Here is a 24,033-nt window from a genome sequence, read left to right on the forward strand (position 1 = left end):
CGACGGCGGGATGACTACTCGTTCAGGACCCGGTTGGCGACGGCGAAGGCGGTGTTGGCGGCCGGTACCCCGACGTAGATCGAGGTCTGCAGGAGCACCTCGATGATCTCCTCGCGGGTCAGCCCGTTCGTGAGCGCGGCGCGGAGGTGGAACTCGAGCTCCTCGAAGTGACGCCCGGCGACCAGGGCGGTGAGCACGCCGATCGAGCGGTCCCGGCGGGCGAGGCCGGGGCGGGTCCAGATCGTGCCCCAGGCGTAGCGCGTGATCAGGTCCTGGTAGTCGCGGTTGACGTCGGTGATCGCGGCGGTGGCCCGGTCGACGTGGGCGTCGCCGAGCACCTGGCGGCGTACGTTCATCCCGGCCGCGTAGGCCGGGTCGGATGCCGTCACGTGGGAAGTGACCAGGCTGGAGACGGCGTGGGGTGCCTCGGCAGGAGCGAGGTGGCCGACGGCGTCGAGGGTGACGAGGCGCCCGTTGCGCACCCCGACGGCGATCTCCTCGAGCGAGGCCGGCGGGGTCGGGGCGTCGTCGACACCCGCGATCGCCAGGACCGGGGCGGCGATCTCGGCGAGCCGGCCGAGGACGTCGTACGCCGCCAGCGCATCGCAGACCAGCGCATAGCTCTCCGCGTCGGCGTCGCGCAGCGAGTGGAGCAGGGCGCCGCCCCGGGCGGGCTCGCGCTCGAGGAAGCCGGGGGCGAACCAGCGCTGGGTGGAGCCGGCGATCTGTGAGGCGGTGCCGGCCTTGCGGACCGTCGCCGCCCGGTCGTTCCAGCCATCGGGCTCGCCGATCTTGGCGCCGGTGTTGGTGAGCACCGCGGCGCTCACCCGGTTGGGTGCGTCGAGCAGGAGCTGGAGGCCGACGGCCCCGCCGACCGAGTCGCCGGCGTAGGCGAAGGTGCCGTGGCGCTCGCCGCGGTCGGTGAGGACCCGGTCGACGCAGGCGAGCACGCCCGCGGCGAGGTCGGCCATGGAGAACGCCTCGGTGGTGGGGGCACCGTGGCCGTGGCCCGGGAGCTCCCAGCCGATGACGTGGAAGCTGTCCGCGAGCAGCTCGGCGGTGGCGGCCCAGAGCGCGGTCACCGAGGTGCCGAGGGACGGGCCGACGACCAGGAGCGGCCTGCTCGGGCCTCCGGCCAGCTCGACAGGGGTGATCCTCGGCGTCATGGTAGGTCCTTCCAGATTTCGTGGGCGCGGGCGACGGTGGTGTCGATGAGAGCGTCGGTGGCGCCGAGATAGTCGTCGAGCCCTGCGGCGGCCTCGGTCCCGGCGAGGATCTCGCCACCCACGAACCCGGTCAGCGACCGCTGCTCGGCCAGCAGATCCGCGCCCGCGGCCTCGGCCGTGGCGCGCATCCGGGGCGCGTCGACGCGGAGCCCGGCGAGAAGCTCGGTGGTCTGCGAGGCCGCGACGACGCTGCGGCGGGCGAGGGTCGCCACGGTCTCCCACTCGACGTGCCAGGCGCCGTCGGGACGTTCGTCGACGTACGTCGCCGCGGCGGTGTGGAGAGTCGCGGCCAGCGGGGGAGCGGCGAGCGCGTGGCGACGGATGAGGACCGAGAGCACCGGGTTGGACTTGTGCGGCATGGTCGAGGAACCGCCCCGCCCCTCGCCGGCCGGCTCGGCGAGCTCGCCGATCTCCGGGCGGGTCAGCAGGGTGATGTCGGTGGCGATCCGGCCCCAGGTGTCGGCCGCGGTGACCAGCGCGTCGGCGGCCGCCGTCAGCGGGTCGCGGTTGGTGTGCCAGGGGGTTCGCGCGGTCAGGCCGAGCGTGGTCGCCGCGGTGTCGGCCGCTTCCTGTGCGGCGGCCACGGGATCGCCGAGACCGCGGAGCCGGGCCAGGCCGGCGACCGCCGCCAGGGTGCCGGCCGCGCCACCGATCTGGGCGGGCAGTGACGTACGTGTCCGCCGGAGGGCCTCGGCGGCATCGCCCAGGCCGGAGAGCCAGGTCGCGGCCTTGAGCCCGAAGGTGATCGGCACCGCGTGCTGGGTCAGGGTGCGGCCGGACATCACCGTGGCGCGGTTGTCCCGGGCGAGACCGACCAGCGAGGCGGCCTGCGCGGCGAGCTCGTCCTCGACCCGGTCGAGCACGTCGGCGAGACAGAGCACGAGCGCGGTGTCGACCACGTCCTGGCTGGTCAGGCCCTTGTGGAGCCACCGGGCAGCCTCGCCGTCGAGCCGGCCACGCAGCAGCTTCACCAGCCCGATGACCGGGTTGCCCCCGGCCTCAGCGCCCTCGGCGAGCGCCGGGACGTCGTCGGCGGAGACCAGACCGGCCAGCGGCGTACGTGCTTCCTCCGGAGCGATTCCCGAGGAAGCGAGAGCGGCCAGCCAGGCTTCCTCGACCCGCACCATCGCGGCGAGGTAGGCGGTCTCGGAGAAGAGGTCCCCGGCGCGCTCCTCGCCCGGCCACAGCAGCGACATTCGACTCCTCAGCGGTAGGTGAGAAAGGTGGTCTCGCGGTCGCCCTGGAGGTGGATGTCGAATCGCAAACCGGTTGCGTCCGCGGTTGCCACCAGCGTCGCACGCTCGTCCTCGGGCAGCGACACCAGCAGGGGGTCGCCGGCGTTGGCGGGGTGCTCGGGCAGGTAGATCCGGGTGTGCAGCTTGTCGAGCAGACCGCGGGCGAAGACGGTGAGCGCGAAGAACGGCGCCGCGCCGTCCTCGGACGCCCCGGGTAGCACCGTCGAGAACGTGTAGTGGCCGTTCAGGTCGGTGTCGGCGCGGCCCCAGCCGGTGAAGGTCCAGCCATCGCGGTGCAGCGACCCCTCGGCCTGCGGGACGTTGCCCTCGGCGTCGGTCTGCCAGATCTCGAGGAGGGCGTCGGGGATCGGGTTGCCGGCGCCGTCGTAGACCTTGCCGTGCAGCCGGATCGAGCCGGGGCTGCCGGGCGGGACCAGGTCGGCGTCGCCCTCGTAGGGGAGCGCGTAGCCGAAGAACGGGCCGATCGTCTGCCCCGGAGTCGGGCGGTCGGGGGTGCTCACAGGTCGCCCTCCTCGGGCTCGGTCCAGGTGCGGCTCGGGCCGGTCAGGACGATGTCCCAGTGGTAGCCCATCGAGTACTCGGGGGTGGAGAGGTTGTGGTCGTACCTCGCCACCAGGGCGTCACGCGCCTTCTGGTCGGTGATCGACTGATAGATCGGGTCGAGCGCGAAGAGCGGGTCGCTGGGGAAGTACATCTGCGTGATCAGCCGCTGCGTGAACGCACGGCCGAAGAGGGAGAAGTGGATGTGCGCAGGCCGCCAGGCGTTGATGTGGTTGCCCCACGGGTAGGGGCCGGGCTTGATCGTCTGGAACCGGTAGCGCCCCTCGGAGTCGGTGATGCAGCGGCCGACGCCGGTGAAGTTGGGGTCGAGCGGCGCCGGGTGCTGCTCGCGCTTGTGGATGTAGCGGCCGGCGGAGTTGGCCTGCCAGATCTCGACGAGCTGGTTGCGCACGGGGCGCCCCTCGCCGTCGGTCACCCGGCCGCTGACCGTGATCCGCTCGCCGATCGGCTCGTTGCTGCCGGCGATGGTCAGGTCGGCCTCGAGCGGGTCCACGTCGGAGTTCCCGAAGCACGGCGCCCACAGCTCGATGGTCTCGGGGTCGGCATGGCGCGGGTCCTTGGTCGGATGGCGCAGGATGCTGGACCGGTAGGGCGGGTAGTCCAGCAGCGGCTGACGTACGTTCTGGCCCGCGGAGTCGGCCTCGAGCTTCTCGATCTCGGCCGAGAGGTCGGCCTGAGTCTCGACTGGTGGTTTCTTGGTGGGCGCTGTCACGCTCCGAACGCTAGGTGGCGGAGGCGTACGATGAAAGCAGGGACTTCCGCTGAGCGAAAGGTTGGGCGAGATGGCAGGAGGCAGCGGAGGCCGGAGCGTCGCCTCCCGAGTGCTCGGTCTCATCGGCGCCTTCGACGCCGGCCATCGTCGGCTCACGCTGAGCGAGCTCGCCGCCCGCGCGGACCTCTCCCTCCCGACCGCCCACCGCCTGGTCGCCGAGCTGGTCGAGTGGGGTGCGCTGGTGCGGGAGGAGGACGGGACGTACGCCGTCGGCCGCCGGCTGTGGGACGCCGGCCTGCTCGCGCCGGTGGCCACGGACCTGCGCTCGGTCGCGTCCCCGTTCCTCCACGACCTCTATGGCGCGACCCTGGAGACGGTCCACCTGGCAGTTCGCGAGGACGACCACGTGCTCTACCTCGAGACGCTCCGCGGCACCCGCAACGTACCCATCGTCTCCTCGGTCGGCTCGCGCCTGCCGATGTACTCCACCGGCGTCGGCAAGGTGCTCCTGGCCCACGCGCCCGAGGACGTACGCAACCAGGTGCTCGCCGGCCCGCTCAAGCCGTTCACCCGCCACACCATCACCACCCCCGGCCTGCTGCGGCGCCAGCTCGACCGGGTGATCACGGAGGGCTATGCGACCACCGCCGAGGAGATGACCCTCGGCGCCTGCTCGGTCGCCGTCCCGATCACCACCGGCTCCGGCGTCGTCGGCTCCCTCGGCATCGTCGTCTCCGACCTCCGCCGCAACCGCCTCCGCCTTGTCTCCGCGCTCAAGGTCGCGTCCCAAGGCGTCTCCCGCGCCCTCCCATAGCCGAGACGTCAGTTACGTCGGCCGAGACGTCAAGTACGTCGGCCGAGTTGGCAGCACGTGACGCCTCGGCCGACGGGCCTGACGTCTCGGCCGACCGTAGTGACTTCTCGACCAGCGCGCGTGACGCCTCGGCAGCGTGGGGTACCTTGCGCTGGTGACGATCCGGACCCCAGACGACAACGTACGCAACCAGGCAGCCGAGCGCCTCGGAGCACTGGCGACGCCGCCGGGAGCCCTGGGCCGCCTGGGCGAGCTGGCGGTCTGGGTGGCCGCGTGCCAGGGCGAGGTGCCGCCGCGGCCGGTCGAGAACGTACGCCTGGTGATCTTCGCCGGTGACCACGGCGTCGCCCAGCACGGGGTCTCGGCGTTCCCGCCGGCGATCACGGGCGCGATGGTGCGTACGTTCCTGGGCGGCCGGGCCGGAGTCAGCGCGCTCGCGAAGGCGCACGGTGTCCAGGTCCGGGTGCTCGACCTCGGCGTCGACGAGGAGTTCCCTGACCTCGACGCCGCCACCCGGGAGGCGCTGACCCAGCACAAGATCCGGCGGGGGAGCGGCGCGATCCATCTCGAGGACGCGCTCACCGCCGAGGAGACCACGGCCGCGCTGGAGGCCGGCGCCGCGGTGGCGCGCGAGGAGGTCGCCGCCGGTGCGCAGCTGCTGATCAGCGGCGACATGGGCATCGGCAACACCACCCCCGCGGCCGCGATGGTGGCCGCCGGGCTCGGGCTGCCCGCGAGCGAGGTCACCGGTCGTGGGACCGGCATCGGCGACGACGCGCTGCGGACCAAGACCGACGTCATCACTGCGGCCCTCGAGCGCGCCGGTGAGCGGGCCGGCGACCCGGTCGAGACCCTCGCCGCACTCGGCAGCGCCGACCTGGCCGCGACGACCGGCTACCTCCTCGAGGCGGCCCGAAGCGGCACCCCGGTCCTTCTCGATGGCCTGATGAGCGTCGCCTGTGCCCTCACCGCCGACCGGATCGAGCCCGGCGCCGCGACCTGGTACGCCGCGGGCCACCGCTCCACCGAGCCCGCCCAGTCGATGGCCCTGGAGAAGCTCGGCCTCGAGCCGCTGCTCGACCTCGACCTGCGCCTCGGCGAAGGCTCCGGTGCCGTCGCCGCCGTGCCGGTCGTCCGCAGCGCCGTCGCCCTGCTGCGCGACGTCGCCCTGCTCTCCGAGCTCGCGCCGGGAGACCCTGCCTGATGCTCGTGCGGGACGCCTGGCGTCTCGCGGTCGGCACGCTGACCGCGATGCCCGTGCCCCCTCCCGAGCACGTCGATCGCCGTCGCGCCGCGATGGCGATGGCGGTCGCGCCACTGGCGGCGTTGCCGCTCGCACTGGGGGCAGCCGCTATCGCACTCCTGGGGCAGCTCACCGGGCTACCGCACCTGGTCACCGCCCTGCTTGCGATCGGCGTCGTGGTCGCCGGCAACCGGGCCCTCCACCTCGACGGTCTCGCCGACACGGTCGACGGCATGGCGGCGTCCTACGACCGCGAGCGCTCGCTGGCGGTCATGAAGACCGGCACCTCCGGCCCCGCCGGCGTCACCGCGATCGTCCTGGTTCTCGGTCTCCAGGTGGCGGCGCTGGCCTCCGTGCTGGGAGGTGAAGGTGGCGTACGCCTGGCTCTTCTCGCCCTTGTCGCGGTCTGTGCGTCGCGCGCGGCGCTGTCGCTGTGCTGCGTACGCGGCGTGCGGCCCGCCCGCCAGGACGGCCTCGGGCGCACGTTCACCCAGACCGTCTCGCCGCTCCTCACCGCCGTTGTCTGGCTGGCATCGGGCGCCGCGCTGGCGGCCGCCGCGTGGTGGGCCGGCATCGGCTGGTGGCGAGGTGCATCGGCCGCCGTGCTCGCGGCGCTGGTCGTCGCGCTGATCCTGGTCCGAGCCGTCAAGCGGTTCGGGGGAGTGACCGGCGACGTCTTCGGTGCGGCCGTCGAGGCGGCGTTGGCGACCATCCTGGTCACCCTGAGCACCGGCTAGAGCTTCAGGACCCGTCCGGCGATGACGAGATGCACCTCGTCGCACGCCGCGGCCAGCTGCTGGTTGACCAGCCCGAGCAGGTCGCGGAAGAGGCGGCCCGAGCGATGGGCCGGTACGACTCCGAGGCCGACCTCGTTCGTCACCAGCACGACATCGCCGTTGTGCTGCTCCAGCACTGCAGCTGCATCCTCGACCAGCGCCGAGACCGCCGCGGTCGCCTCCTCCGAGGTGGCCTCCCACAGCTGATGGGAGTCCATGACGGCCGTGAGCCAGGTGCCCAAGCAGTCCACCATCACCGCGTCGCCGTTGGTCAGCCCCTCGGCCAGCGCCCCCGCGAGATCCCGCGACTCGACCGTACGCCACCGCTCCGGCCGCCGAGCCCGATGCGAAGCCAGCCGTGCGGCCCAGTCAGGATCCGGCTCCTCCTCGACCGTCGGCCCCGGCGCGACGTACGCCACCGAAGGCGCGGCCGCGAGCAGCGACTCCGCATGCCGCGACTTCCCCGACCGGACGCCACCTGTCACCAGAACCTTCACGGGGCAAGCGTAGGTCGGTCTTCAGGCTTTGGAGTTCGCGACGCTGATCGAACTTGCGTGGCAAGCGCGACGAACGCGATGAGAGATGCTGCTGTGATCGCGATCGGGAGCGAGGCCAGCGTCGTGATGCCCCCGATTGCAGGCGTGAGCGCGATGGTTGCTGCGCGCATGATCCAGTTGACCCACGTCACGCCCGCGTGGGCCTTGAGGCCTGGCAGCGCGTCGGCACCGGCGAAGGCGAGCGGTACTGTGATCGCGCAGCCGACACCCGCCAGCGCGAAGCCTGTCAGCGTCAGCGCGACCCAGGGACTCCACGCGACCATGATGAGTCCGCCCGCGATGAGGATCAGACTGGTGACGACTGCCGGCTTGTTGCCGACTCGATCGATGAAACGATCGCCGAGGATGCGCCCGACGAACTGAGCTACCAGGAGCACGCTCAACCCGATGCCCGCCATCGACGTGGGCACGCCGCGTTCGGCAGCGAGAAACACCGCTGACCAGTTGTTGCCGACATCCTCAACCGCCACCCCTGCCAGGGCGACGAGCGCGAGCGGGATGAGCAGCCACAACGCACGCCGCCCGAGAGAGCCGGATGCGTTCTCGTTCTCCGTCCCGGCATCACGATCGGGAAGGAACGAACGTGCGGCCCAGGCCATCGCGATCCCGCACAGAACTCCCCATGCACCGAGGTGGATCGATAGCGGCACTCCCGCCGAGGCTGCGAACGTACCGACGAGCCCTCCGGCGGCGGCGCCGATACTCCACCCTGCGTGCATCGAGGACAACAAGGAGCGGCCGTAGGCCTCCTGGACGCGCAGGCCCTGGGAGTTCTGCGCCACATCGACCACGGCGTCTCCGTACCCGGCCAAGACCAGCCCGGCAATGAACACCCAAGGATCACCGGTCGCGACACCGACGGTGGCGAGCAGCAGCGCGAGAGCCACCCACACGGTGCCGAGGGAGGTCACCCTTCGGCTGCCCCAGCGTCGGAGGAACGCTCCTGGCATGTGGAAAGCACCGGCAGCGCCGATCATGAACCCTGCGACAAGGAGCCCGAACACGCCCGCATCGACGCCCAGGGTGTCTTTGACCTCGGCGTAGCGGGCGAGCAACGTGGCGGGGAGTGCCCCGTTCGTGGCGAACGCAACCATCGTCGCCGTGCGCGCTCGCCGATTGATCCGTGACTGTTGCATGCCCGGCACTCTCGCGCTTGAATCGAACACATGCAACGTTCGGTTCGCCTTAAAACGATCATCAATGCCGTGCGAGTGTCGGGTGGTGCCCGTGTCGGAGAACTGGCGCGTGCAACGGGGGCGTCGACGATGACGATCCGACGAGACCTGTCCGAACTCGAACGTCAAGGGATGCTGCGCCGCACCCACGGAGGCGCGATCACTCTGCCCGCACGGGGCACGCGACTGCCCTACAGCATGCGGATCGACAGCGAGGTCGAGCAGAAGCACGCCATCGCCACAAGCGCTGCTTCGCTGATCCCCGATGGCGCGAGCGTAATCATCGACACCGGCACGACCTGTGCCGCCGTCACGCAGGCGCTCGCTGGGCGTGACATCACAGCACTCGTGCTCTCGGTGCCCGCCGCATCAGCGCTGGGGAGCTGCCCCGGCGCACGGATCATCACCCCCGGAGGGGAGCTCGACCTCGACGAGCTCGCCTGGACCGGGCACCGGGCCATCCGCGAGATACGCGAGTTCCGAGCCGACTACGCCGTGATCGGCGTCTGCGCCTGGGACGAGGAGGCCGGGCTGACCGCAACCTCCGCGCACGACGCCGATGTCAAGAAGGCGATCATCGACTCAGCGCAGCGCGTCATCGCGGTCTCGACCGCAAACAAGATCGGAACCTCCGCGACGTTCACTGCGTGCCCGACCGATCGAATCCATGCGCTCGTGACTCAGAACCTCCCCAGCGAAGCCAAGACGTGGATGACCATTGCCGGGATCGAGATCATCGACAACGGATGAGCTCGACCGGCCCCCGTCAGCCCCACCGAGACCCCTTAGCCTTTCGTCCATGACCCCAGAGCGCATCGCGCTGATCTCGGACGTACACGGCAACCTCACCGCCCTGGAAGCCGTCCTCGCAGACATCGAAGCACGAGGAATCACCAGGATCTTCAACCTGGGCGACTACGTCGGCAAGGGCCCGAGAGGTCGAGAAGTGGCCGAGATCTGCCGAGAGCGGTGCGAGGTCAACATCCTCGGCAACTGGGAGGACTTCCTGCTCACCCCCGAGCCCGACTTCGGCCGCGAGTCGGTGGGGCTGATGTGGTGGCGGCTGCAGGCGTGGGAGCAGGCCGAGTGGCTGCGTACGCTCCCGTTCTCCCACGACTTCACGATGAGCGGCCGCCGGATCAGGCTCTTCCACGCCTCCGAGGAGACGGTCCATCGCCGGGTCAGGTTCGACCATGACGAGCAGGAGTTCCTGGGCCTGTTCCAGAACACCGAGGCCACCGGCTTCGACCGGCCGGAGCCCGACATCGTCGGCTACGCCGACACCCACGACCCCTACTACGAGACCGACCGGCACCGGCGCACGGTCTTCAACACCGGCAGCGTCGGCAACTGCATGAGCGACCCGACCCCGGTCTACGTCATCCTCGAGGGCGTGATGGACAGCGACCAGGAGGCGCCGTTCGGCATCCAGTGGGTCCGGGTCCCCTACGACGCAGAGGCCGAGATCGCGTACGCCGCCGAGGTCGGCATGCCCGAGGTCGAGGAATACACCTACGAGCTGCGTACGGGCTTCTACCGGGGCAACCTCAGGGACGGCGAGCAGCCGACCTACCACCGCAAGGGGTAGATCGGCTCTTCACCGCTCCTGAACCTGAAGCCGTCAACTGATCTTGCGCCGGTAGACAGCCATGGCAGCGACGTACGAGACGACCAGGATGCCCACGCACCAGGCCAGCGCGACCCAGATGTCGTCACCGACCGGCTGTCCCGCGAAGAGCGCCTGGATGCTGTTGACGATCGAGGTGACCGGCTGGTTCTCGGCGAAGGCGCGCACCGGGCCGGGCATCGTCTCCGTCGGCGCGAACGCCGAGCTGATGAACGGCAGGAAGATCAGCGGGTAGGAGAACCCGGTGGCTCCCTCCATGGTCTGTGCCGCCAGCCCGGGGATGACCGCGAGCCAGGTCAGCGCCAGGGTGAGCAGCGCCAGGATCCCGGCGACCGCGAGCCAGGCGCCCAGGTCCGCCGAGGTGCGGAACCCCATCACGAACGCGACTCCCACGATGATCACAAGGGTGAGCATGTTGGCCACCATCGAGGTCCCGACATGGGCCCACAGCACCGCTGAGCGGGCGATCGGCATCGACTGGAACCGCTCGAAGATCCCGCTCTTCATGTCGGTGAAGAGCCGAAGTGCGGTGTACGCGATGCCCGAGGCGATCGCCATGACCATGATCCCGGGGAGCACATAGTTGACGTAGTTGTCGGTGCCGGTCCGGATCGCGCCGCCCAGCACGTAGACGAAGAGCAGCATCATCGCGATCGGCGTGAGTGCGGTGGTGATGATCGTGTCCGGGCTGCGGGTGATGTGCCGCAGCGAGCGGCTCAGCAGGGTGCCGGCATCGGCGAAAGCGTGCTTGGTCATGACTGTCCTCCCTTGGTGGAGCCGGTGAGTGAAAGAAAAATTTCTTCCAGCGACGGCTGCTTCTCGACGTACTCGACCTTCGCCGGCGGCAGCATCGCCTTGAGCTCGGCGAGCGTGCCGTTGGCGATGATCGTGCCGCCGTGCAGGATGGCGATCCGGTCCGCGAGTTGCTCGGCCTCCTCCAGATACTGCGTGGTGAGCAGGACGGTCGTGCCCTGCGCGGTCAGCTCGCGAACGACCCGCCACACCTCCAGGCGTGCCTCCGGGTCCAGCCCGGTCGTCGGCTCGTCGAGGAAGATCACCGACGGCGAGCCGATCAGCGACATGGCGATGTCCAGCCGCCGTCGCATGCCACCCGAGTACGTCGCGACCTTCCGGTCGCCCGCATCGACCAGGTCGAAGCGCTTCAGCAGCCCGTCGGCCACGTCGCCGGGGGAGGGGAGATGCCGCAGCTTCGCGACCAGGATCAGGTTCTCCCGCCCGGTCAGGATCTCGTCGACCGCCGCGAACTGGCCGGTCAGCGAGATCGCCTCCCGCACCCGCTGCGCCTCGTCGACCACCGATGCACCCTCGACCAGCGCAGCGCCGCCATCAGGTTTCAGGAGGGTCGAGAGGATGCGTACGGCCGTGGTCTTTCCGGCTCCGTTGGACCCGAGCAGCGCGAAGATCGTGCCCCGCGCCACCTCGAAGTCGACCCCTCGCAGGACCTGGTTGTCCTTGTAGGATTTCTCCAACCCTCGTACGGAGATGGCAGCTGTCGCGCTCATGACTCGTCCTCCTCGTTGATGTTGTCGATGGCCTCGTTGAGCCGGGCGCGCTCCTTCTTGATCCAGGCGCCCTCGGAGTAGTTCCGGGCGAACTCCTCGGCGAACTCGACCGGGTCGTCGCCGACGATCGCGCTGACCGGGGTGCCGTCGGCGGCGCCCTGCTCGAAGAGCTCGAGGAGGTCCTCGGCCATCGCCGTCACGATCGCGCCGTCGGCGATGCCGGCGGAGTACATCAGGTAGCGCTCGACCGCGTCGTGCGCCTTGCGGTGGTTCTCAGGAAGCTGCTGCTTGCGGGCCTTGAGCTGCCGCCAGCGCTTCTTCAGCTCGAGCTCGCCGACGACGGCCTCGAACATTGATCGGATCGACATGCCTTACTTCCCTTCCGTACGGAGGTTCTCCAGCCGTTCGGCCAGGAACCCCCAGGTGGTCCAGAACTCTTCGAGGTACTTCTCGCCGTCTGCGTTGAGCGAGTAGACCTTCCGCGGCGGCCCCTTCTCGGACGGCCGCTTCTCGACGTCCACCAGTCCGTTCTTCTCGATCCGGACCAGCAGCGCGTAGACCGTGCCCTCGGCGATCTCGGTGAACCCCTGGCTCCGCAGCCAGGTCGTGATCTCGTATCCGTACGCCGGGTTGCCGGTCAGGAACGCCAACACGATCCCCTCCAGCGTCCCCTTGAGCATCTCGGTCATCTGCTTGCCCATCGGGCACCTCCTTCCACTACTCAGTGTTGCTGACTACTGGTACATAGTAGCGCTGAGTAGTGATCGAAGGTCAAGTCCTTATCGCAGGCAGAAATGCCAGCGGCGCTGGTACGACGGGATCAACCGTCGTACCAGCGCCGCTGGTCACGTCTCAGGTGGGCTCAGCTCTTGCTGTCCACCTCGGCAACGCGATCGAGTGCCGTGGTGAGTAGGTCCGCCACGTCCACGGATGCCTCGCCGCTCCCGCTGTGCGTCACGCCGACTCCGACGAGGCGTCCATCGCTCGCCTCCGCGAATGCGGTGCTGCCAACCTCAACGGGGTTTGACGACGTACTCGTGAACTTGAATCCCACTGCTCCGTCTGGAAGCCCGCTGATTGGCTCCGATGTCGCCTCGCCGTATTCGCCCTTGGCGGCATCGGCAGTGCACTCGTCAACAGCCTCCTCAATGGCAGTGAGCATCGACCCGGCATCGGGGTATTTCCCGCCCCCGGGAACGAAGACGGTGGCGCCGACGACATCCCCGTTCTCGAGCACGTACTGGTCGCCGGTGGTCCCGTCTTCGGCGGTCGACAGCTTCGCTGTCTCCAAGTACCCAAGTGCGTCACACCAGCCGATTCCCGGGGCTCCCCTGGTTCCATCCCCGGTCTCTTCGACCTGAGGGAGCGCCTCGGTGTCCAGCAGTGTCGAGTCGCCACTGCAAGCAGTCATCAGGAACGATGTGGCACACAGTGCGACAGCCAGGCGATACCTACTCCTTGGCGTAGTAGCCCAAGAAGGCATTCTTGTAAGTCCCTTCGAAGTCGCTAGCACTAGCAGCGCGAAGACCTGACCCGAACGACGGCAGACGATGGGGGAAAGCTCATCTAGTCCGTAGAGACGTCGGGAGCGCGGTCGGCTGCGAGCTCGAGCAGACGGTCGATGGAGACCGGTGGGTTGTCTCCGGTGGTGTACTCCGTTCCTACGACTAGCAGCCGATCGTCGCTTGTGACTGCGTACGCGTACTCGCTGGTGGAGTTGTTCTCCTCGCCGTGGAAGCCGGTGGCGTCCAAAGGCAGGTCGCTGAGCTCTTCAACCTTGCGGGACGGATCGCCGGCGATCTCCTTGGCGCAGTCCTCGACGTTCCCGGGGACGTCGGCGACGACTTCGGTCGCTGACGGAGGTGTTGCGGTCGGCGAGAACACGACGGCGAAGACGGAGCCGCCACCTTCGATCCCGATGGTGGTTCCGGTCACCTCCCCCGATGCTGCGAGGTTGAGGTCCTGGTTGAACTCGCGAAGGGCGCGGCACGGCGGCATCCCGACGATTCCGCCGCCGGCGTCGTGCGCCTCACCCTTGGCCGCCTCGAAGTCGTCCGTTTTGATCAGCGTGGTCGGTGACTCTTCACCGCACGACGTCAGCGCAGGCGTGCCGAGCGCCAGGGCGATGAGAGCGCAGATCAGCGGGTAAAGCTTTCCACGGTCCGACTCTCGAGCTCGACGATTACTCATAGAACTCACGGAAGGCTGCGCCGTATGCGTTCTGGTACTCAATGCTTCCCATCCCATACTCGTTGAGGTACCTGTTGGAGGCCAGGTTCGCGAGGTCGCCGAGCTCCTCGTCGCTGAGCTTCGAGAGGTCGACCGGCTGCCCCTCAGGGAAGAAGCGCTCGCGGTGTTCCGGAGCGAGTTCGACGACACCGCTCTTCACCAACGCATCCAGGGCGTTCACCCTCGACTCGTTCAGGGACGCCGCCGCCCGCTCGTTGGCATGGTCGGTCGCGGCCTCTTCGAAGTTGGCGAAGTGCCCGTCTGCCTTGTCAGTGGCAAGGTCGATCGCCTGGCCGACACCGAACTCAACCACCGTCCCAACGGCCCCCGTGCCAGGCAGCGGAACCATCCCAGCGACATCGCCGACAAGGCTGGTAAACGTTTGAATCTGCTTGTCGGTGTTCGCGGCGCCCTCGATCTCGACGCTCCCGATCGCGTGCTCGACGGCGCCGTTCAGATAGGCGGAATGCTGCATGACATCGCTGAGCACGTTGCCGTCGCGGTAGTCGCCGGGGTTCTGCTGGATCTGGTACGCAGCGTTGTTGATCTGGGACTGCTGGTAAGTGCCGACGCCTTCGGCGAGATTGACGAGCCCTTCCTGGCTGCTTGCTCCGACCTTGAGCAAGGACTCGATGTCGTTCGCGAAGAACCTCGGGCTGTTGGCGATGTCACCCAGCGCGACAGGCGTCGACGTGTAGACACCGGCTTCCCCGTCTTCCCCTCGCGCGTGCAGCGCGTCGTCGACCGAGTGCATGTAGTTCTTGAGGATCTCGGATACGTACGGGGAAGCAGGCTTCGCGTCCTCAGCGTTGAACCCCTCGCTGTTCGCGACGTAGTCCACGAACCGGGAGGCGATCATCGCGGTGCCTTCAGGGTGTTGCTTGACCAGTTCGGGATCGGTGCTGATGCCGGCAGCGGCCTGCGAGATGCCCGCGTAGCCGTCGGCCTGCCAGGTCCTGTCGTTGAAGTAGAACTTCTGACGCTCCGCGTCTTCGGTGAAGAACTGGTAGCCCTGCTCCGGGTGGTCGCCGAGGTTGCCCATGATGGCGGCCATCGGGTCATCGCCCCAGCCGCCATCGTTGCCCGTGTCCAGCGGGCTGTGACCTGTGTGCTGATACCAGGTCTTGGCATCCATCAGTGCGCCGTCGGCCCGCTCGAAGCGGTCGAGCTCCTCGGCAGCCCCGAGCACGAGGTTGCCGTTGAGGTCGTGGTCCTTCATCAGATAGGTGAGGACCGAGGCGCCGCCGGTGCCGCCCCAGTTCGGGTAGCGGTCGCGGAGGGCATCCTGCTCATCGTCGGAGAGGTAGACCCCTGAGGGGCCGGCGTACTTCACGATGTCGTGGCCGAACTGTTCGGCCGGGAAACCGGGGTCGTTCGAGGCCGATGCGAGACCACTTCGAAGGTTGGACGCGAGTGTGTTGACAGAGCCGGAATCCGGCATCTGCATACGCAGGTACTCCTCGATCCTCGCCATGCTGGCGACGGTGCCGTCCGCCCCGAGGTCTTTGTAGAGCCCGGCGGCGACGGTCGAGTCGTCGGTGTATGCGCTCAGCATGGAGTTGAGACGGTCGGCCTCTTCCTTGCTGAGCTTGTAGTCGTCGTCGTTGAGCGTGCTGTCGAGGCGGTCGCTGATCTCCTTGCCGAGCCGTGTCTGAGCATCCGGCGGGAGGGCGTCGATATAGCCGTCGTACTTGCCCGGATCGCTGAGCATCTTGTCGATGAGCTCGTCCTCGGGCAGGTTGCGCAGCTCGGGCGGGAGGCTGGCCTGCTCGATCGTGCCCTCGCCACCGTCGTAGTCGCCCTTGGTCGCGTGGTTGAGGACAGCCGTCAGGTCGGCGTCAGCGGACGCGGCGTCGGTCAGCGCATCCTGGATGGTCTGGGCGAGCTGCTGCATGGTGCCCTTGTCCTTGTCCGGGTCCTTCTCGTCCGGGCTCGGATCGGTGATCTGTACGCCGCCGGAGAAGGAGACCTTCCAGCCTCGGCCGGTGGCGTCGTCGTAGGCGTGCTTGGCGCTGTCCTTGGCCTTCTTGATGGAGGCGGCGGCCTCGTCGAGGGCGTTGATGACCTGAGACAGCGGAGCCGCGATGTCGTTGAGGTCGGCGATCAGTCGGCGATGACGGTTCTCGGCACGGGTAGACGCTTCGCCGACCCAGGTGTCCGGGACCTTGCCGGCGTCCATCTCGTCCTGTTGGTCCTGGAAGCTCTTGCGGGCGGTGTTGAGTTGGTCCGCGGCGGTGTCGAGGTCTTCGGGCTTCCAACTCTGCAGCTGCTCATAGGTGACGGCCATCAGTCTCGTCCGATCATTGCTTCGCGGTAGCGCGCCTGCTGCGCCGTGATGGTGTCGGCCTCGACGATCGCGTCGGCGTCGGCGACGGTGGTCGTCTTGTGATCGCGGGCGTCCTTGACCCACTTGTCCTTGTCGCTCTTCCACTCGGTCTTGAGGCCGTTCGCGGCGCCCGCCGACGTGCTTCCCGGGAGCGCGGATGCGACCTTGCCCATCGGGCCTTCGAGATCGAGACCGGCGACGGCGTCGGCCGCGGTCCCGATGGAATTGGCCGCGGTCTTCACCTGCGGCGCCACGATTTCGACGTTCACGAGAGGATCCCCCAAGACGTTCGGAGCGATTGGTAACTATCTCCTACCCCAAATTTCGGGTTTCAAACACAAATCGTCGAGAAATCTTGTACCGCGCAGCTTCCGCATCTCGACGTGCTCGCCCGCGCGGATCTGCCCGTGGGGGCCCGGCCTTTGGGATAACGTCTCGGGCCATACGAGGCCGTCCAGCACCGATAGGGCGGGCGCGGTCCAACTTGACGAAAAAGGGCGCGATGTCACAACCGAACGAGGCACCAGGGACGGGACCGACGTGGTCCGCGACGAGCGCTCCGGCACCTGCTGGCGGTCCGAGAAGCGGCGTCGGGCTCGGGCTTGCCGGGCTGGGGGTCGGGGCGGGAATGCTGGTGATCGTCGCTCTGGTGCGGGTGATCGTCGGCATCCCGAAGGTCAGCCAGGGCTATTACAACTCCTTCTACAACATGGAGGACCGCCCGGTCGGTTGGGTCATCCTAGGCCTCCTGCTCATCGCCTCGATCGTCCCGATCGCCGTCGGGGTCGTCCTCGGCCATCTCGGCGTGAGCCGGGCGAAGGCAACGGGAACGAGCGCCGCAACTGCAGGGATCGCGCTCGGGATCGGCTACACCCTGGCGGTCTTCTGGGTCGTACGGCTCATCAACGCGATTGCGAACGCGATCGAGTTCAACGGCGGACTCAGGGTGTTCATCGAGTACGTCGGTCTCTGGGCTTGAGCGCGGCGTCCGCCGTCAACGTACGCCCGCCCAGAACCTCTCGAGCTCGGCGTCGAGCTCGGACGCCACCTGCATCGGCAGGGAGTGAGTGGTCTTCGGCCACACCTTGACGGTCGCGCGGGGGAGCAGTTCGGCCCTCTTTGCGGCGTCCTCGCCGCCGGCCAGCGACTTGTCGCTCGCGATCGCGACGTAGAGCGGCATGCGAAGTGAGCGGATCTGATCGTCGGTCAGCCGCGATGGCGTCGGCAGGCTGCCGGAGTCGAAGTGCGCCGTACCGGCGGCGATCATCCGGGCCATCGGGTCATCCGGGTCGACCTCGTCGTCCTCGACGCCTCCGATCCGGTTCAGCGCATGGTCGCGCCAGGAGTCGGGCAGGAACGGGAGAGCGGCCACCGCCGACCAGCCGATCGCCCAGGCCGGCAGCATGCCGAACGTCATGATCGGCTCGAGCAGGGTGAGGCTGGCCAGCCGATCCGGGTGACGCACGGCGACGGCCGCGGCGAGCCCGCCGCCCTGGGAGTGCCCGACCAGGTGGATCCGGTCGAGTCCAAGACCTGCGAGCGCCTCCTCGACCCAGCGCGCGTTGTCGTCCATGCCGCGCAGCGGCAGAGTCTGTTCGGAGAGCCCGCTGTCGCCGATCGCGTCGAAGGCGTACACGGTGCGGTGCTCGACGAAGTCGCGCAGGTTCTCGCCCCACATCGGTACGCCGCTGGCCCGTCCCGGCACCAGCACGACCGGGATCTCGTCGACCGGGTCCGGGTTGACCCAGGCGTACGCACGGACCGTGCCGAAGGTGGTCTCCACGTCGTGCGTCTTGGTCGGCTTCGGCAGCGCGGCGAAGGCCGCGTCGTACGCCTCGGTGTAGGTCTGGCGCCCGGCAGGGCTGCGGAAGTGGCCGACGCCGGGGCCGCTCGTGCCGAGCACCATCACCAGGCACCCGGTCGAGACGACCGCAATGACGGTGAGGAGCACGACCGGCCAGCGCCGGCGCTTCCTGCGCGATTCGATGTGCTCATCCTGAATGTCCTCGTCCATACTCGTCCCCGATAACGATGCGATCGCATTGAAACCCGTTGCGATGCGACTGTATTGCTAACCTGGGCGCCATGCCAAGAGCCGTCGACCACGAACAGCGCCGGTTCGAGATCGTCGCCGGTCTCTGGCAGATCGTCGCCGAGCAGGGGATCGAGGGCGTCAGCCTGCGGACCGTCGCCGCCCGGGCCGGGGTCTCGATGGGGCGCGTACAGCACTACTTCGGCACCAAGGACGCCCTGGTCGTCGCCGGTATCGACCTGCTCGTCAAGCGGGCCGTCATCGAGTACGAGGCCACCGAAGGCCGCACTCCCGGGGACCGGCTCCTCCACATCCTGCTCCAGCAGATCCCCTCCACCGAGGCGGGCAGGATCGGCGTCACGGTCTGGTACGCCTACGTCGCCAAGGCGATGACTCATACCGCGGTGCGCCGGATCCTCGCAGAGGCCACCCGCGTCGGTGTCGAGGAGTGCACCCGCCACATCCAGGAAGCTGACGGTCTCGATGAGGACGAGGCACGAGCACGCGCCGTCGAGCTGCTCGCGCTCTCCGACGGACTCACCCTGCGAGCTCTCATCGGGGACATCACGGCCGAGGAGGCCGAGGCCCTCATCAGGGCATGCAGGTCGCGCCCTCGGCGGCCGCGAGAACGAGGATGATCGCGAGCAGCATCACGAGATACGTATACCCCGACCCGGAGGCACCACGTGCACACGGCGAACGAAAATTCGTTCGCCCGGGAATGACGTCAGCTGCGAGCGCGGCCGCAGCGGCGACCCTTAAGGTCTACGGCGTGGTCGGGGATGAGGATCTGGGCTCGCCGTGGATGGCGACGGTGCGCCGCGTTGCTTGGACGGTGACGGGGGTGTTCAACGCCATGCTCGGGCTCGCCATCGGTGTCGGGTCGGTGGTGGCCGACGGTGGGGCGTACGGGCCCTATCTGCTGGGGACCGGCTTCGGGATCCTGCTGTTCCTGACGGGTGTGCACGGACTGCTCACCAAGGGCGTACGTCCAGCCGGGAGCGCCACGCGCAGGATCAGGCGGCTGGGTGGGGTCGCCGGTGACGGGATCGTGATCCGGCTGAGGCGAGCGCCGGGCATCTGCGGAGAGCTGATGCTGGTGTGCCTCGTGGCGATGCTGTGCCTGGCGGCGGGGCTCGGCTTTCGGGCAGGCGGGGATGGTCAGCAGGGCCAGGCCGGCGCCGAGAAGGCCGACGGTGCGCGGCCGCAGTCGCTCAGCGACCACCACGGAGCCTGCCGCGACCAGTGGCGGGAACAGGCCGGCCAGGTAGTAGCCCTTGCCGCCGGCGACCAGGAAGAAGCCCGCGACGAGCACGAACGCGACGGCAACCGGTCGGAAGAGTGCCCACTCACGTCGCCGGAAGAGCGCGACCAGACCGATGATCCAGATCGGCGTGATCACCGGGCTGAGCAGGATCAGCGCCTGGGTGACGTACCCGATCCGTCCGGACAGCCCGCCGTACTCCTCCCGGATGTCCTCGGAGAGGTCGAGCACCGGCCAGTCGTGCTCGAGCTGCCAGAGGAGGTTGGGAGTCCACAGGATCAGCGCGGTGAGCCCGGCCAACCATGGCCACGGCGTGGTCAGGTTGCGCCGGGTCGCCGGAACGAGCGCGATGCCGAGCAGGATCGCGCCGAGGAGGAAGACCACCGAGTGCTTGTTCTCCAGCCCGATCCCGGCGACGATCCCGGCCGCCAGCCAGAACAGCCCCCGCTGCCGTCCGCCGTCGGCGACCAGCGCCCGGGCCACCAGCACCAGGATCGCGGTCCACGCCAGCGCGTCGAACGTCGCGGTCGAGTGCCAGTGCCCGAACGTCATCGTGACCACCCCGACGGCCACGAGTCCCGCGGTCAGCACCTGCGCCGTACGTCTGCCGCTGAGCAGCCGTGCGAACTCCGCCGCCAGCAGGACCAGACCGACCATCGCCAGCAGACTCCACAACCGCAGTACGACGAGGTTGTACGGGGCGATCTCGGTCGCGACCCGCGCCAGCAACGGCGTCAGCACCGGCTGGTCGGGATATCCCCAGGCCAACCGCTGACCTGCGGAGACGAAGTAGAGCTCGTCCCGATGCGGCCCGTAGAAAGGGCTCATCGCCAGCAGCACGGCAGCCTGCGCGGCAACGACGATCCCGACAGCAGGGGAGTACCGCGGCCGGGTCACGCCTCTGAGGGTAGCGGCGCGGGCGCGGCCGGAACGTACGAATCCCTACGCCTCCACGAGACCCGGGCGGCCGGACTCCGTGACGAAGCGCCCACCGACGGTGAGCGGAGCGCCGGGGGTGCTGACCTGGGCGACGTTCTTGTAGGTGATCTCGGCGCCGGCGGTGTCGAGGGAGATCGTGGTGTAGCCGCGGAGACCGTTGTAGAACTTCATGTGCGGGTTGCGCTGGAGGTAGGCGGCCCAGTTGGCCGGGTGCTCGGCGCCGTTGCCACCCGAGGTGATGGAGCTGGTGACGATCTCGGTGCCGAGCACCCGCGAGGACGGGTCGTCGAAGTCGTCGTGGATGTCGAGGCCGTAGTGGACGTGCACGTCACCGGTCAGCACCATCAGGTTCGACTGCTCGGATGCCTTCCAGCCCTCGAGGATCCGGCGCCGGGAGGCGGGGTAGCCGTCCCAGGAGTCCATCGAGCGGGTGCCGTCGCCGGACGGGTTGTCGCGGCGCGAGAAGGTGACCTGCTGCGGGACGATGTTCCACAGCGCTGAGGAGCGTCGCCAGCCGTTGATCAGCCACTGCTCCTGCTCGTTCCCCGGAAGTGTCATCGACTCGGCCTCGGACGCCGCCGAGGGCACCTTCCAGCCGTCGCCGTTGGCCTGGTTGGTGCGGTACTGGCGGGTGTCGAGGATGTCGAACTGCGCCAGTCGGCCCCACTGCAGCCGACGGTAGAGCGTCAGGTCGGGACCGGACGGCTGCTGCGGGAGCCGCAGCGGCTGGTTCTCCCAGTAGGCGCGGTAGGCGGCGGCGCGGCGCACCAGGAACTCCTCCGGCGGCACCGAGTTCTCCGGGATGTCGGCCGCGTAGTTGTTCTCGGTCTCGTGGTCGTCCCAGGTGACGATGAACGGGTGCGCCAGGTGGGCGGCGATCTGGTCCGGGTCGGACTTGTACAGCCCGTAGCGCGCCCGGTAGTCGTCCAGTGTGACGGTCTCGTGGTTGAGGTGCGCCGGCAGCGGCTCGGTGTAGGCGCGCGCCCCGGCGGTGGCGTTCACGGCGTACTCGTAGAGATAGTCGCCCAGGTGGAAGACCGCGTCCACGTCCTCGTCGGCGAGATGCTGGTACGCCGTGTAGTAGCCCTGGTCGTAGCGCTGGCAGGAGGCGAGGGCGAAGGTCAGCGACGACACCGCGGCCCCCACGGCCGGGGCGGTCCGGGTCCGGCCGACCGGGCTGATCCACTGGCCGACCCGGAAGCGGTAGAAGTACTCGGTCGCCGCGTCCAGGCCGCGGACCTCGGCATGCACTGAGTGGTTGAACTCGGTGTGCGCGGCAGCGGTGCCGCGGCGTACGACGCGTCTGAAGGCGGCGTCGCGCGCCACCTCCCAGCCGACGTCGAAGCGCGACGGCGGCATCCCGCCGGTGGGCTCCAGCGGGAGCGGTGCGAGCCGGGTCCACAGCAGCACCGAGTCGGGCAGCGGGTCGCCGGAGGCCACGGCGAGGGTGAACGGGTCCGAGGTGATGTCGGCGGGGGAGCCGGCCGGAGCGGCGAAGGCGCCCGTACGCGGCAGGCCGGTCGTGAAGGCCAGCGCGGTCGCGGCGGCCGAGACGGTCAGGAAGCGGCGGCGGTCGAGGCCCCGGAGGGCGCCACGGAGGTCAGGGCGGAGATCAGGAGTGTTGCTGGGGGCAGGCATGGACGACGTGCTCCTGTCGATATGGGGTTATCGACAACAGCGAAGCGGTGCCCGGTAAAGCCGTGGTGACGGGCGGGGGAGAACCGGGCTAAGCGGTCTCGGCCGTACGGTGCACCGGGCAGCCCGGCGCGAAGGTGCCGAGGTCCTCGGTGTTGAACCCGTGCGGGTAGCTCTTGATGCGCGGCATGTCTCGGACGTACGCGGGCTTGCGCCGTGCCGGCAGCAGCGCGACGACGCGCGCCCGCACCTTCAGCGCCCCACGCGACAGCGTCCGGGCGAGCCGCCCGGGCTCGGGATAGCCGAACGCCTCCAGCAGATGCGGCTCCATCAGCGACAGCGAGAAGATGCGGATGAGCGGAGCCAAGGGCCGCGGGTAGAAGGTCGTCAGCAGCTCGAGGGTCGAGTCGGCGACGGCACGGCCGCCCTCGTCGTACCCGAAGTGCTCGGCCTCGTAGGAGTCGAGGAGCTGCTCGAACTCCTCATAGGTCGCCGGGATGTCCTTGATGCCCATCCGCTTCCCGAGCGCCTGGTAGTAGCGCAGGGCGGCGAGCTGCTCGTCGGGGGTCGACTGCCGCCAGCCGAACTCCTGGTTCCAGCGCCGGGGGATCACCACGAACGTGGAGAGGACATAGACCATGTCGTCGTTGGAGATGTCGTACATCTTGTGCATCTGGTTGATCCGCCGCACCGCGGCCCGGCCGCGAGGACTGTCCAGGTCCTCGATCGCCGCGTCCTCCAGCAGCAGCGCGGTGTCGTCATAGCGCTTCTGGGTGTTCTCGGTGAACTGGTGCGTGTCGGCCAGCAGCCGGCCGATCGAGGGCACCGCGTAGGTCCGGAACAGTGCGAAGCTGAGCGCCTGAGTCGTGTCCCAGGGGAACTCGTAGAGCCCCAGACGCCTCGAGATCTCCTGGAACTCGGTCTCCGGGTCCAGTCCTGCCGTGCGCGACTTCTTGGCCATGGTGCCTCCTCGCTCGATACATAACTGTATCGTGATTTGGGGCGCTGTGGTGGACGTCACCGTAATGTCTTCTGCATGGAGAAGTCGGGAACGCAGACGCCCCTGTCCCTCGCGGCCGCCGAGGCCGTCCGAACGTACGCCGCCACCACCCGCTCCGCTCTCGGGTCCGCCGAGTCCCCGGTGATCTCGTACGCAGGTCTGTGGCTGCTCCTCGCCTCGCTGGCACCCGCGGCGGAGACCGAGACCGACGAGATCCTGGGCCTGAACAAGGCCGACGCGCGGGCCGCAGCACTGACGCTGCTGGATGCGCCGCACCCCACGATCGGGGCGGCGGTCGCCGGCTGGCTGCGGTCGGGTGTCGAGCTGACCAAGGGCCTGCCGATCGTGCTCGACCCGCTCCCGGACCAGGCCGGGCTCGACGCGTGGGCCGATGCGCACACCCGCGGGCTGATCAAGGAGTTCCCGCTCGAGATCGACGCCCAGACGCTGCTCGTGCTCGCCTCCGCGCTCGTGGTGACGCCACGCTGGAGCGAGCAGCTGGAGGAGGGCGATGACGGGTTGCTGGTGCTCGAGGACGGCTTTCAGGCGGTGGTGGCGACAGAGGCCGCCGGAGCGGTCGCGGTCGCCTGCCCGCCGAGCGAGGACGGCATCTCGGTCTACTCCGTGATCGCCGAGGAGGGCGTGTCCGCCGACGATGTCTGGCGGGCCGCCGACGAGGTCGTCCGGAGGATCGACGCCGGTGAGGTCCACGATCGCACCTTCGATGCCGGGCAGGAGGACGGGCACGCCTGGACGGTCCGCGAGGTCACCGCCTTCGGCAGCGCTCCGTCCGACCGCTGGCGCAGCCATCTCCCGGAGTGGAGCGCGGAGGACCGTCACGACATGTCGGCCGCGCCGGGGGTCGCCGAGATCGCCCGCGGAGTGATGGCCGCGGTCGCGGAGGAGACGGAGGCCGTCTGCGTGCAGAAGGCGGTCGCGTCCTACGACCGGGAGGGCTTCAAGGCGGCTGCGGTGACCGGGATGATGGTCCGCGCCGCCGCCGCGGCGCCGCGCGAGACGACGGTGCGACAGATCGACCTGAGGTTCGACCGGCCGCACGCGGTGGTGGCGGTCGCACGCGGGGGAGCCTGGGAGGGTATCCCGCTTTTCGGCTCCTGGGTGACCCCGGCATAATTTC

General features: G+C 69.0%; 26 protein-coding genes. 8 read left to right on the forward strand and 18 right to left on the reverse strand.

The genetic code is table 11. The features are described 5' to 3' along the window. Window positions 1–14: 14 nt before the first annotated feature. The 4 genes from pcaDC to pcaH are packed head-to-tail and all read right to left on the reverse strand — an operon-like array spanning window position 15 to window position 3,755. The gene (pcaDC, locus tag ACW14X_RS22525) at window positions 15–1,166 is read right to left on the reverse strand and encodes a bifunctional 3-oxoadipate enol-lactonase/4-carboxymuconolactone decarboxylase PcaDC (protein WP_457163373.1); all 1,152 of its coding nucleotides are present in this window, start codon (window positions 1,164–1,166) and stop codon (window positions 15–17) included. Further along, window positions 1,163–2,422, reverse strand: a complete 1,260-nt coding sequence (locus ACW14X_RS22530) for a lyase family protein (RefSeq protein ID WP_457163374.1) — start codon at window positions 2,420–2,422, stop codon at window positions 1,163–1,165. The genes pcaDC and ACW14X_RS22530 overlap by 4 nt, the downstream gene beginning before the upstream one ends. Before the next feature lie 8 nt (window positions 2,423–2,430). Continuing rightward, a complete protein-coding gene (gene pcaG, locus ACW14X_RS22535) occupies window positions 2,431–2,982 on the reverse strand; it encodes a protocatechuate 3,4-dioxygenase subunit alpha (RefSeq protein WP_457163375.1) in 552 nt (183 codons plus the stop codon). Then, entirely contained in the window at window positions 2,979–3,755 is a 777-nt protein-coding gene (pcaH, locus tag ACW14X_RS22540) for a protocatechuate 3,4-dioxygenase subunit beta (protein ID WP_457163376.1), read from the reverse strand. Before pcaH ends, pcaG begins: the two co-directional genes overlap by 4 nt. Window positions 3,756–3,825: 70 nt before the next feature. Between pcaH and ACW14X_RS22545 the strand changes: the two genes are divergently transcribed. From ACW14X_RS22545 to ACW14X_RS22555, 3 genes are all read left to right on the forward strand, one after another. After that, window positions 3,826–4,569 (forward strand): IclR family transcriptional regulator, encoded by a 744-nt coding sequence (locus ACW14X_RS22545; protein ID WP_457163377.1) that lies wholly within the window; start codon window positions 3,826–3,828, stop codon window positions 4,567–4,569. Between the two features lie 154 nt (window positions 4,570–4,723). Then, complete coding sequence (cobT, locus tag ACW14X_RS22550; protein ID WP_457163378.1) at window positions 4,724–5,773, forward strand: nicotinate-nucleotide--dimethylbenzimidazole phosphoribosyltransferase; 1,050 nt, start codon at window positions 4,724–4,726, stop codon at window positions 5,771–5,773. Beyond that, complete coding sequence (locus ACW14X_RS22555; protein ID WP_457163379.1) at window positions 5,773–6,549, forward strand: adenosylcobinamide-GDP ribazoletransferase; 777 nt, start codon at window positions 5,773–5,775, stop codon at window positions 6,547–6,549. The genes cobT and ACW14X_RS22555 overlap by 1 nt, the downstream gene beginning before the upstream one ends. Here ACW14X_RS22555 and cobU read toward each other — a convergent pair. After that, the gene (gene cobU / locus ACW14X_RS22560) at window positions 6,546–7,085 is read right to left on the reverse strand and encodes a bifunctional adenosylcobinamide kinase/adenosylcobinamide-phosphate guanylyltransferase (protein WP_457163380.1); all 540 of its coding nucleotides are present in this window, start codon (window positions 7,083–7,085) and stop codon (window positions 6,546–6,548) included. The genes ACW14X_RS22555 and cobU overlap by 4 nt on opposite strands. After that, window positions 7,082–8,281: an MFS transporter gene (locus ACW14X_RS22565; RefSeq protein ID WP_457163381.1), complete on the reverse strand. Its 1,200-nt coding sequence runs from the start codon at window positions 8,279–8,281 to the stop codon at window positions 7,082–7,084. The genes cobU and ACW14X_RS22565 overlap by 4 nt, the downstream gene beginning before the upstream one ends. Window positions 8,282–8,311: 30 nt before the next feature. Here ACW14X_RS22565 and ACW14X_RS22570 point away from each other — a divergent pair, with 30 nt between their 5' ends. Next, window positions 8,312–9,070: a DeoR/GlpR family DNA-binding transcription regulator gene (locus ACW14X_RS22570; RefSeq protein WP_160028108.1), complete on the forward strand. Its 759-nt coding sequence runs from the start codon at window positions 8,312–8,314 to the stop codon at window positions 9,068–9,070. 49 nt (window positions 9,071–9,119) lie between these two features. Next, entirely contained in the window at window positions 9,120–9,908 is a 789-nt protein-coding gene (locus ACW14X_RS22575) for a metallophosphoesterase family protein (RefSeq protein ID WP_457163382.1), read from the forward strand. A 33-nt stretch (window positions 9,909–9,941) separates the two neighbouring features. Here the strand turns inward: ACW14X_RS22575 and ACW14X_RS22580 are convergent, their stop codons facing one another. From ACW14X_RS22580 to ACW14X_RS22615, 8 genes are all read right to left on the reverse strand, one after another. Next, the gene (locus ACW14X_RS22580; RefSeq protein ID WP_457163383.1) at window positions 9,942–10,703 is read right to left on the reverse strand and encodes an ABC transporter permease; all 762 of its coding nucleotides are present in this window, start codon (window positions 10,701–10,703) and stop codon (window positions 9,942–9,944) included. Next, complete coding sequence (locus ACW14X_RS22585) at window positions 10,700–11,470, reverse strand: ABC transporter ATP-binding protein (protein WP_457163384.1); 771 nt, start codon at window positions 11,468–11,470, stop codon at window positions 10,700–10,702. Before ACW14X_RS22585 ends, ACW14X_RS22580 begins: the two co-directional genes overlap by 4 nt. Next, complete coding sequence (locus tag ACW14X_RS22590) at window positions 11,467–11,838, reverse strand: DUF1048 domain-containing protein (protein ID WP_350840010.1); 372 nt, start codon at window positions 11,836–11,838, stop codon at window positions 11,467–11,469. Before ACW14X_RS22590 ends, ACW14X_RS22585 begins: the two co-directional genes overlap by 4 nt. Before the next feature lie 3 nt (window positions 11,839–11,841). Then, a complete protein-coding gene (locus ACW14X_RS22595) occupies window positions 11,842–12,171 on the reverse strand; it encodes a PadR family transcriptional regulator (RefSeq protein WP_160028116.1) in 330 nt (109 codons plus the stop codon). Window positions 12,172–12,332: 161 nt separating this feature from the next. Next, window positions 12,333–12,881: a hypothetical protein gene (locus ACW14X_RS22600; protein ID WP_457163385.1), complete on the reverse strand. Its 549-nt coding sequence runs from the start codon at window positions 12,879–12,881 to the stop codon at window positions 12,333–12,335. A 155-nt stretch (window positions 12,882–13,036) separates the two neighbouring features. Further along, window positions 13,037–13,660, reverse strand: a complete 624-nt coding sequence (locus ACW14X_RS22605; RefSeq protein ID WP_457163386.1) for a hypothetical protein — start codon at window positions 13,658–13,660, stop codon at window positions 13,037–13,039. Further along, entirely contained in the window at window positions 13,653–15,986 is a 2,334-nt protein-coding gene (locus tag ACW14X_RS22610) for a hypothetical protein (RefSeq protein WP_457163387.1), read from the reverse strand. The genes ACW14X_RS22605 and ACW14X_RS22610 overlap by 8 nt, the downstream gene beginning before the upstream one ends. Next, window positions 15,986–16,294 carry a hypothetical protein gene (locus ACW14X_RS22615; protein WP_160028122.1) on the reverse strand — a complete coding sequence of 103 codons (309 nt, stop codon included), beginning with the start codon at window positions 16,292–16,294 and terminating at the stop codon, window positions 15,986–15,988. The genes ACW14X_RS22610 and ACW14X_RS22615 overlap by 1 nt, the downstream gene beginning before the upstream one ends. Before the next feature lie 233 nt (window positions 16,295–16,527). Here ACW14X_RS22615 and ACW14X_RS22620 point away from each other — a divergent pair, with 233 nt between their 5' ends. Next, window positions 16,528–17,004, forward strand: coding sequence for a hypothetical protein (locus ACW14X_RS22620; protein ID WP_457163388.1), 477 nt, complete (start codon window positions 16,528–16,530; stop codon window positions 17,002–17,004). Between the two features lie 15 nt (window positions 17,005–17,019). Here the strand turns inward: ACW14X_RS22620 and ACW14X_RS22625 are convergent, their stop codons facing one another. Further along, complete coding sequence (locus ACW14X_RS22625; protein WP_457163389.1) at window positions 17,020–18,039, reverse strand: alpha/beta fold hydrolase; 1,020 nt, start codon at window positions 18,037–18,039, stop codon at window positions 17,020–17,022. Between the two features lie 71 nt (window positions 18,040–18,110). On the opposite strand from ACW14X_RS22625, the gene ACW14X_RS22630 reads away from it, so the two are divergent. Continuing rightward, on the forward strand, window positions 18,111–18,695 hold the full coding sequence (locus ACW14X_RS22630; RefSeq protein ID WP_457163390.1) for a TetR/AcrR family transcriptional regulator: 585 nt from the start codon (window positions 18,111–18,113) through the stop codon (window positions 18,693–18,695). A gap of 89 nt (window positions 18,696–18,784) precedes the next feature. On the opposite strand, the gene ACW14X_RS22635 is transcribed toward ACW14X_RS22630, so the two are convergent. The 3 genes from ACW14X_RS22635 to ACW14X_RS22645 all read right to left on the reverse strand — a co-directional run bounded on the left by ACW14X_RS22635 (window position 18,785) and on the right by ACW14X_RS22645 (window position 22,856). Beyond that, a complete protein-coding gene (locus tag ACW14X_RS22635) occupies window positions 18,785–20,218 on the reverse strand; it encodes an ArnT family glycosyltransferase (protein ID WP_457163391.1) in 1,434 nt (477 codons plus the stop codon). 45 nt (window positions 20,219–20,263) lie between these two features. Next, a complete protein-coding gene (locus ACW14X_RS22640; RefSeq protein ID WP_457163392.1) occupies window positions 20,264–21,898 on the reverse strand; it encodes an alkaline phosphatase D family protein in 1,635 nt (544 codons plus the stop codon). Between the two features lie 88 nt (window positions 21,899–21,986). Continuing rightward, complete coding sequence (locus tag ACW14X_RS22645; protein WP_457163393.1) at window positions 21,987–22,856, reverse strand: oxygenase MpaB family protein; 870 nt, start codon at window positions 22,854–22,856, stop codon at window positions 21,987–21,989. Between the two features lie 75 nt (window positions 22,857–22,931). Between ACW14X_RS22645 and ACW14X_RS22650 the strand changes: the two genes are divergently transcribed. Continuing rightward, window positions 22,932–24,029, forward strand: coding sequence for a hypothetical protein (locus tag ACW14X_RS22650; protein ID WP_457163394.1), 1,098 nt, complete (start codon window positions 22,932–22,934; stop codon window positions 24,027–24,029). Window positions 24,030–24,033: the final 4 nt, after the last annotated feature.

This window comes from Nocardioides sp. YJ-D4, assembly GCF_054031495.1.

What these genes read in the sequence shown, in the direction of transcription:
- pcaDC (WP_457163373.1), bottom strand. Translation starts at nt 1,166, where the DNA reads ATGACGCCGAGGATCACCCCTGTCGAGCTGGCCGGAGGCCCGAGCAGG.
- ACW14X_RS22530 (WP_457163374.1), bottom strand. Translation starts at nt 2,422, where the DNA reads ATGTCGCTGCTGTGGCCGGGCGAGGAGCGCGCCGGGGACCTCTTCTCC.
- ACW14X_RS22545 (WP_457163377.1), top strand. Translation starts at nt 3,826, where the DNA reads ATGGCAGGAGGCAGCGGAGGCCGGAGCGTCGCCTCCCGAGTGCTCGGT.
- ACW14X_RS22555 (WP_457163379.1), top strand. Translation starts at nt 5,773, where the DNA reads ATGCTCGTGCGGGACGCCTGGCGTCTCGCGGTCGGCACGCTGACCGCG.
- ACW14X_RS22565 (WP_457163381.1), bottom strand. Translation starts at nt 8,281, where the DNA reads ATGCAACAGTCACGGATCAATCGGCGAGCGCGCACGGCGACGATGGTT.
- ACW14X_RS22570 (WP_160028108.1), top strand. Translation starts at nt 8,312, where the DNA reads ATGCAACGTTCGGTTCGCCTTAAAACGATCATCAATGCCGTGCGAGTG.
- ACW14X_RS22575 (WP_457163382.1), top strand. Translation starts at nt 9,120, where the DNA reads ATGACCCCAGAGCGCATCGCGCTGATCTCGGACGTACACGGCAACCTC.
- ACW14X_RS22580 (WP_457163383.1), bottom strand. Translation starts at nt 10,703, where the DNA reads ATGACCAAGCACGCTTTCGCCGATGCCGGCACCCTGCTGAGCCGCTCG.
- ACW14X_RS22585 (WP_457163384.1), bottom strand. Translation starts at nt 11,470, where the DNA reads ATGAGCGCGACAGCTGCCATCTCCGTACGAGGGTTGGAGAAATCCTAC.
- ACW14X_RS22590 (WP_350840010.1), bottom strand. Translation starts at nt 11,838, where the DNA reads ATGTCGATCCGATCAATGTTCGAGGCCGTCGTCGGCGAGCTCGAGCTG.
- ACW14X_RS22595 (WP_160028116.1), bottom strand. Translation starts at nt 12,171, where the DNA reads ATGGGCAAGCAGATGACCGAGATGCTCAAGGGGACGCTGGAGGGGATC.
- ACW14X_RS22600 (WP_457163385.1), bottom strand. Translation starts at nt 12,881, where the DNA reads ATGACTGCTTGCAGTGGCGACTCGACACTGCTGGACACCGAGGCGCTC.
- ACW14X_RS22605 (WP_457163386.1), bottom strand. Translation starts at nt 13,660, where the DNA reads ATGAGTAATCGTCGAGCTCGAGAGTCGGACCGTGGAAAGCTTTACCCG.
- ACW14X_RS22610 (WP_457163387.1), bottom strand. Translation starts at nt 15,986, where the DNA reads ATGGCCGTCACCTATGAGCAGCTGCAGAGTTGGAAGCCCGAAGACCTC.
- ACW14X_RS22620 (WP_457163388.1), top strand. Translation starts at nt 16,528, where the DNA reads ATGTCACAACCGAACGAGGCACCAGGGACGGGACCGACGTGGTCCGCG.
- ACW14X_RS22625 (WP_457163389.1), bottom strand. Translation starts at nt 18,039, where the DNA reads ATGGACGAGGACATTCAGGATGAGCACATCGAATCGCGCAGGAAGCGC.
- ACW14X_RS22630 (WP_457163390.1), top strand. Translation starts at nt 18,111, where the DNA reads ATGCCAAGAGCCGTCGACCACGAACAGCGCCGGTTCGAGATCGTCGCC.
- ACW14X_RS22640 (WP_457163392.1), bottom strand. Translation starts at nt 21,898, where the DNA reads ATGCCTGCCCCCAGCAACACTCCTGATCTCCGCCCTGACCTCCGTGGC.
- ACW14X_RS22645 (WP_457163393.1), bottom strand. Translation starts at nt 22,856, where the DNA reads ATGGCCAAGAAGTCGCGCACGGCAGGACTGGACCCGGAGACCGAGTTC.
- ACW14X_RS22650 (WP_457163394.1), top strand. Translation starts at nt 22,932, where the DNA reads ATGGAGAAGTCGGGAACGCAGACGCCCCTGTCCCTCGCGGCCGCCGAG.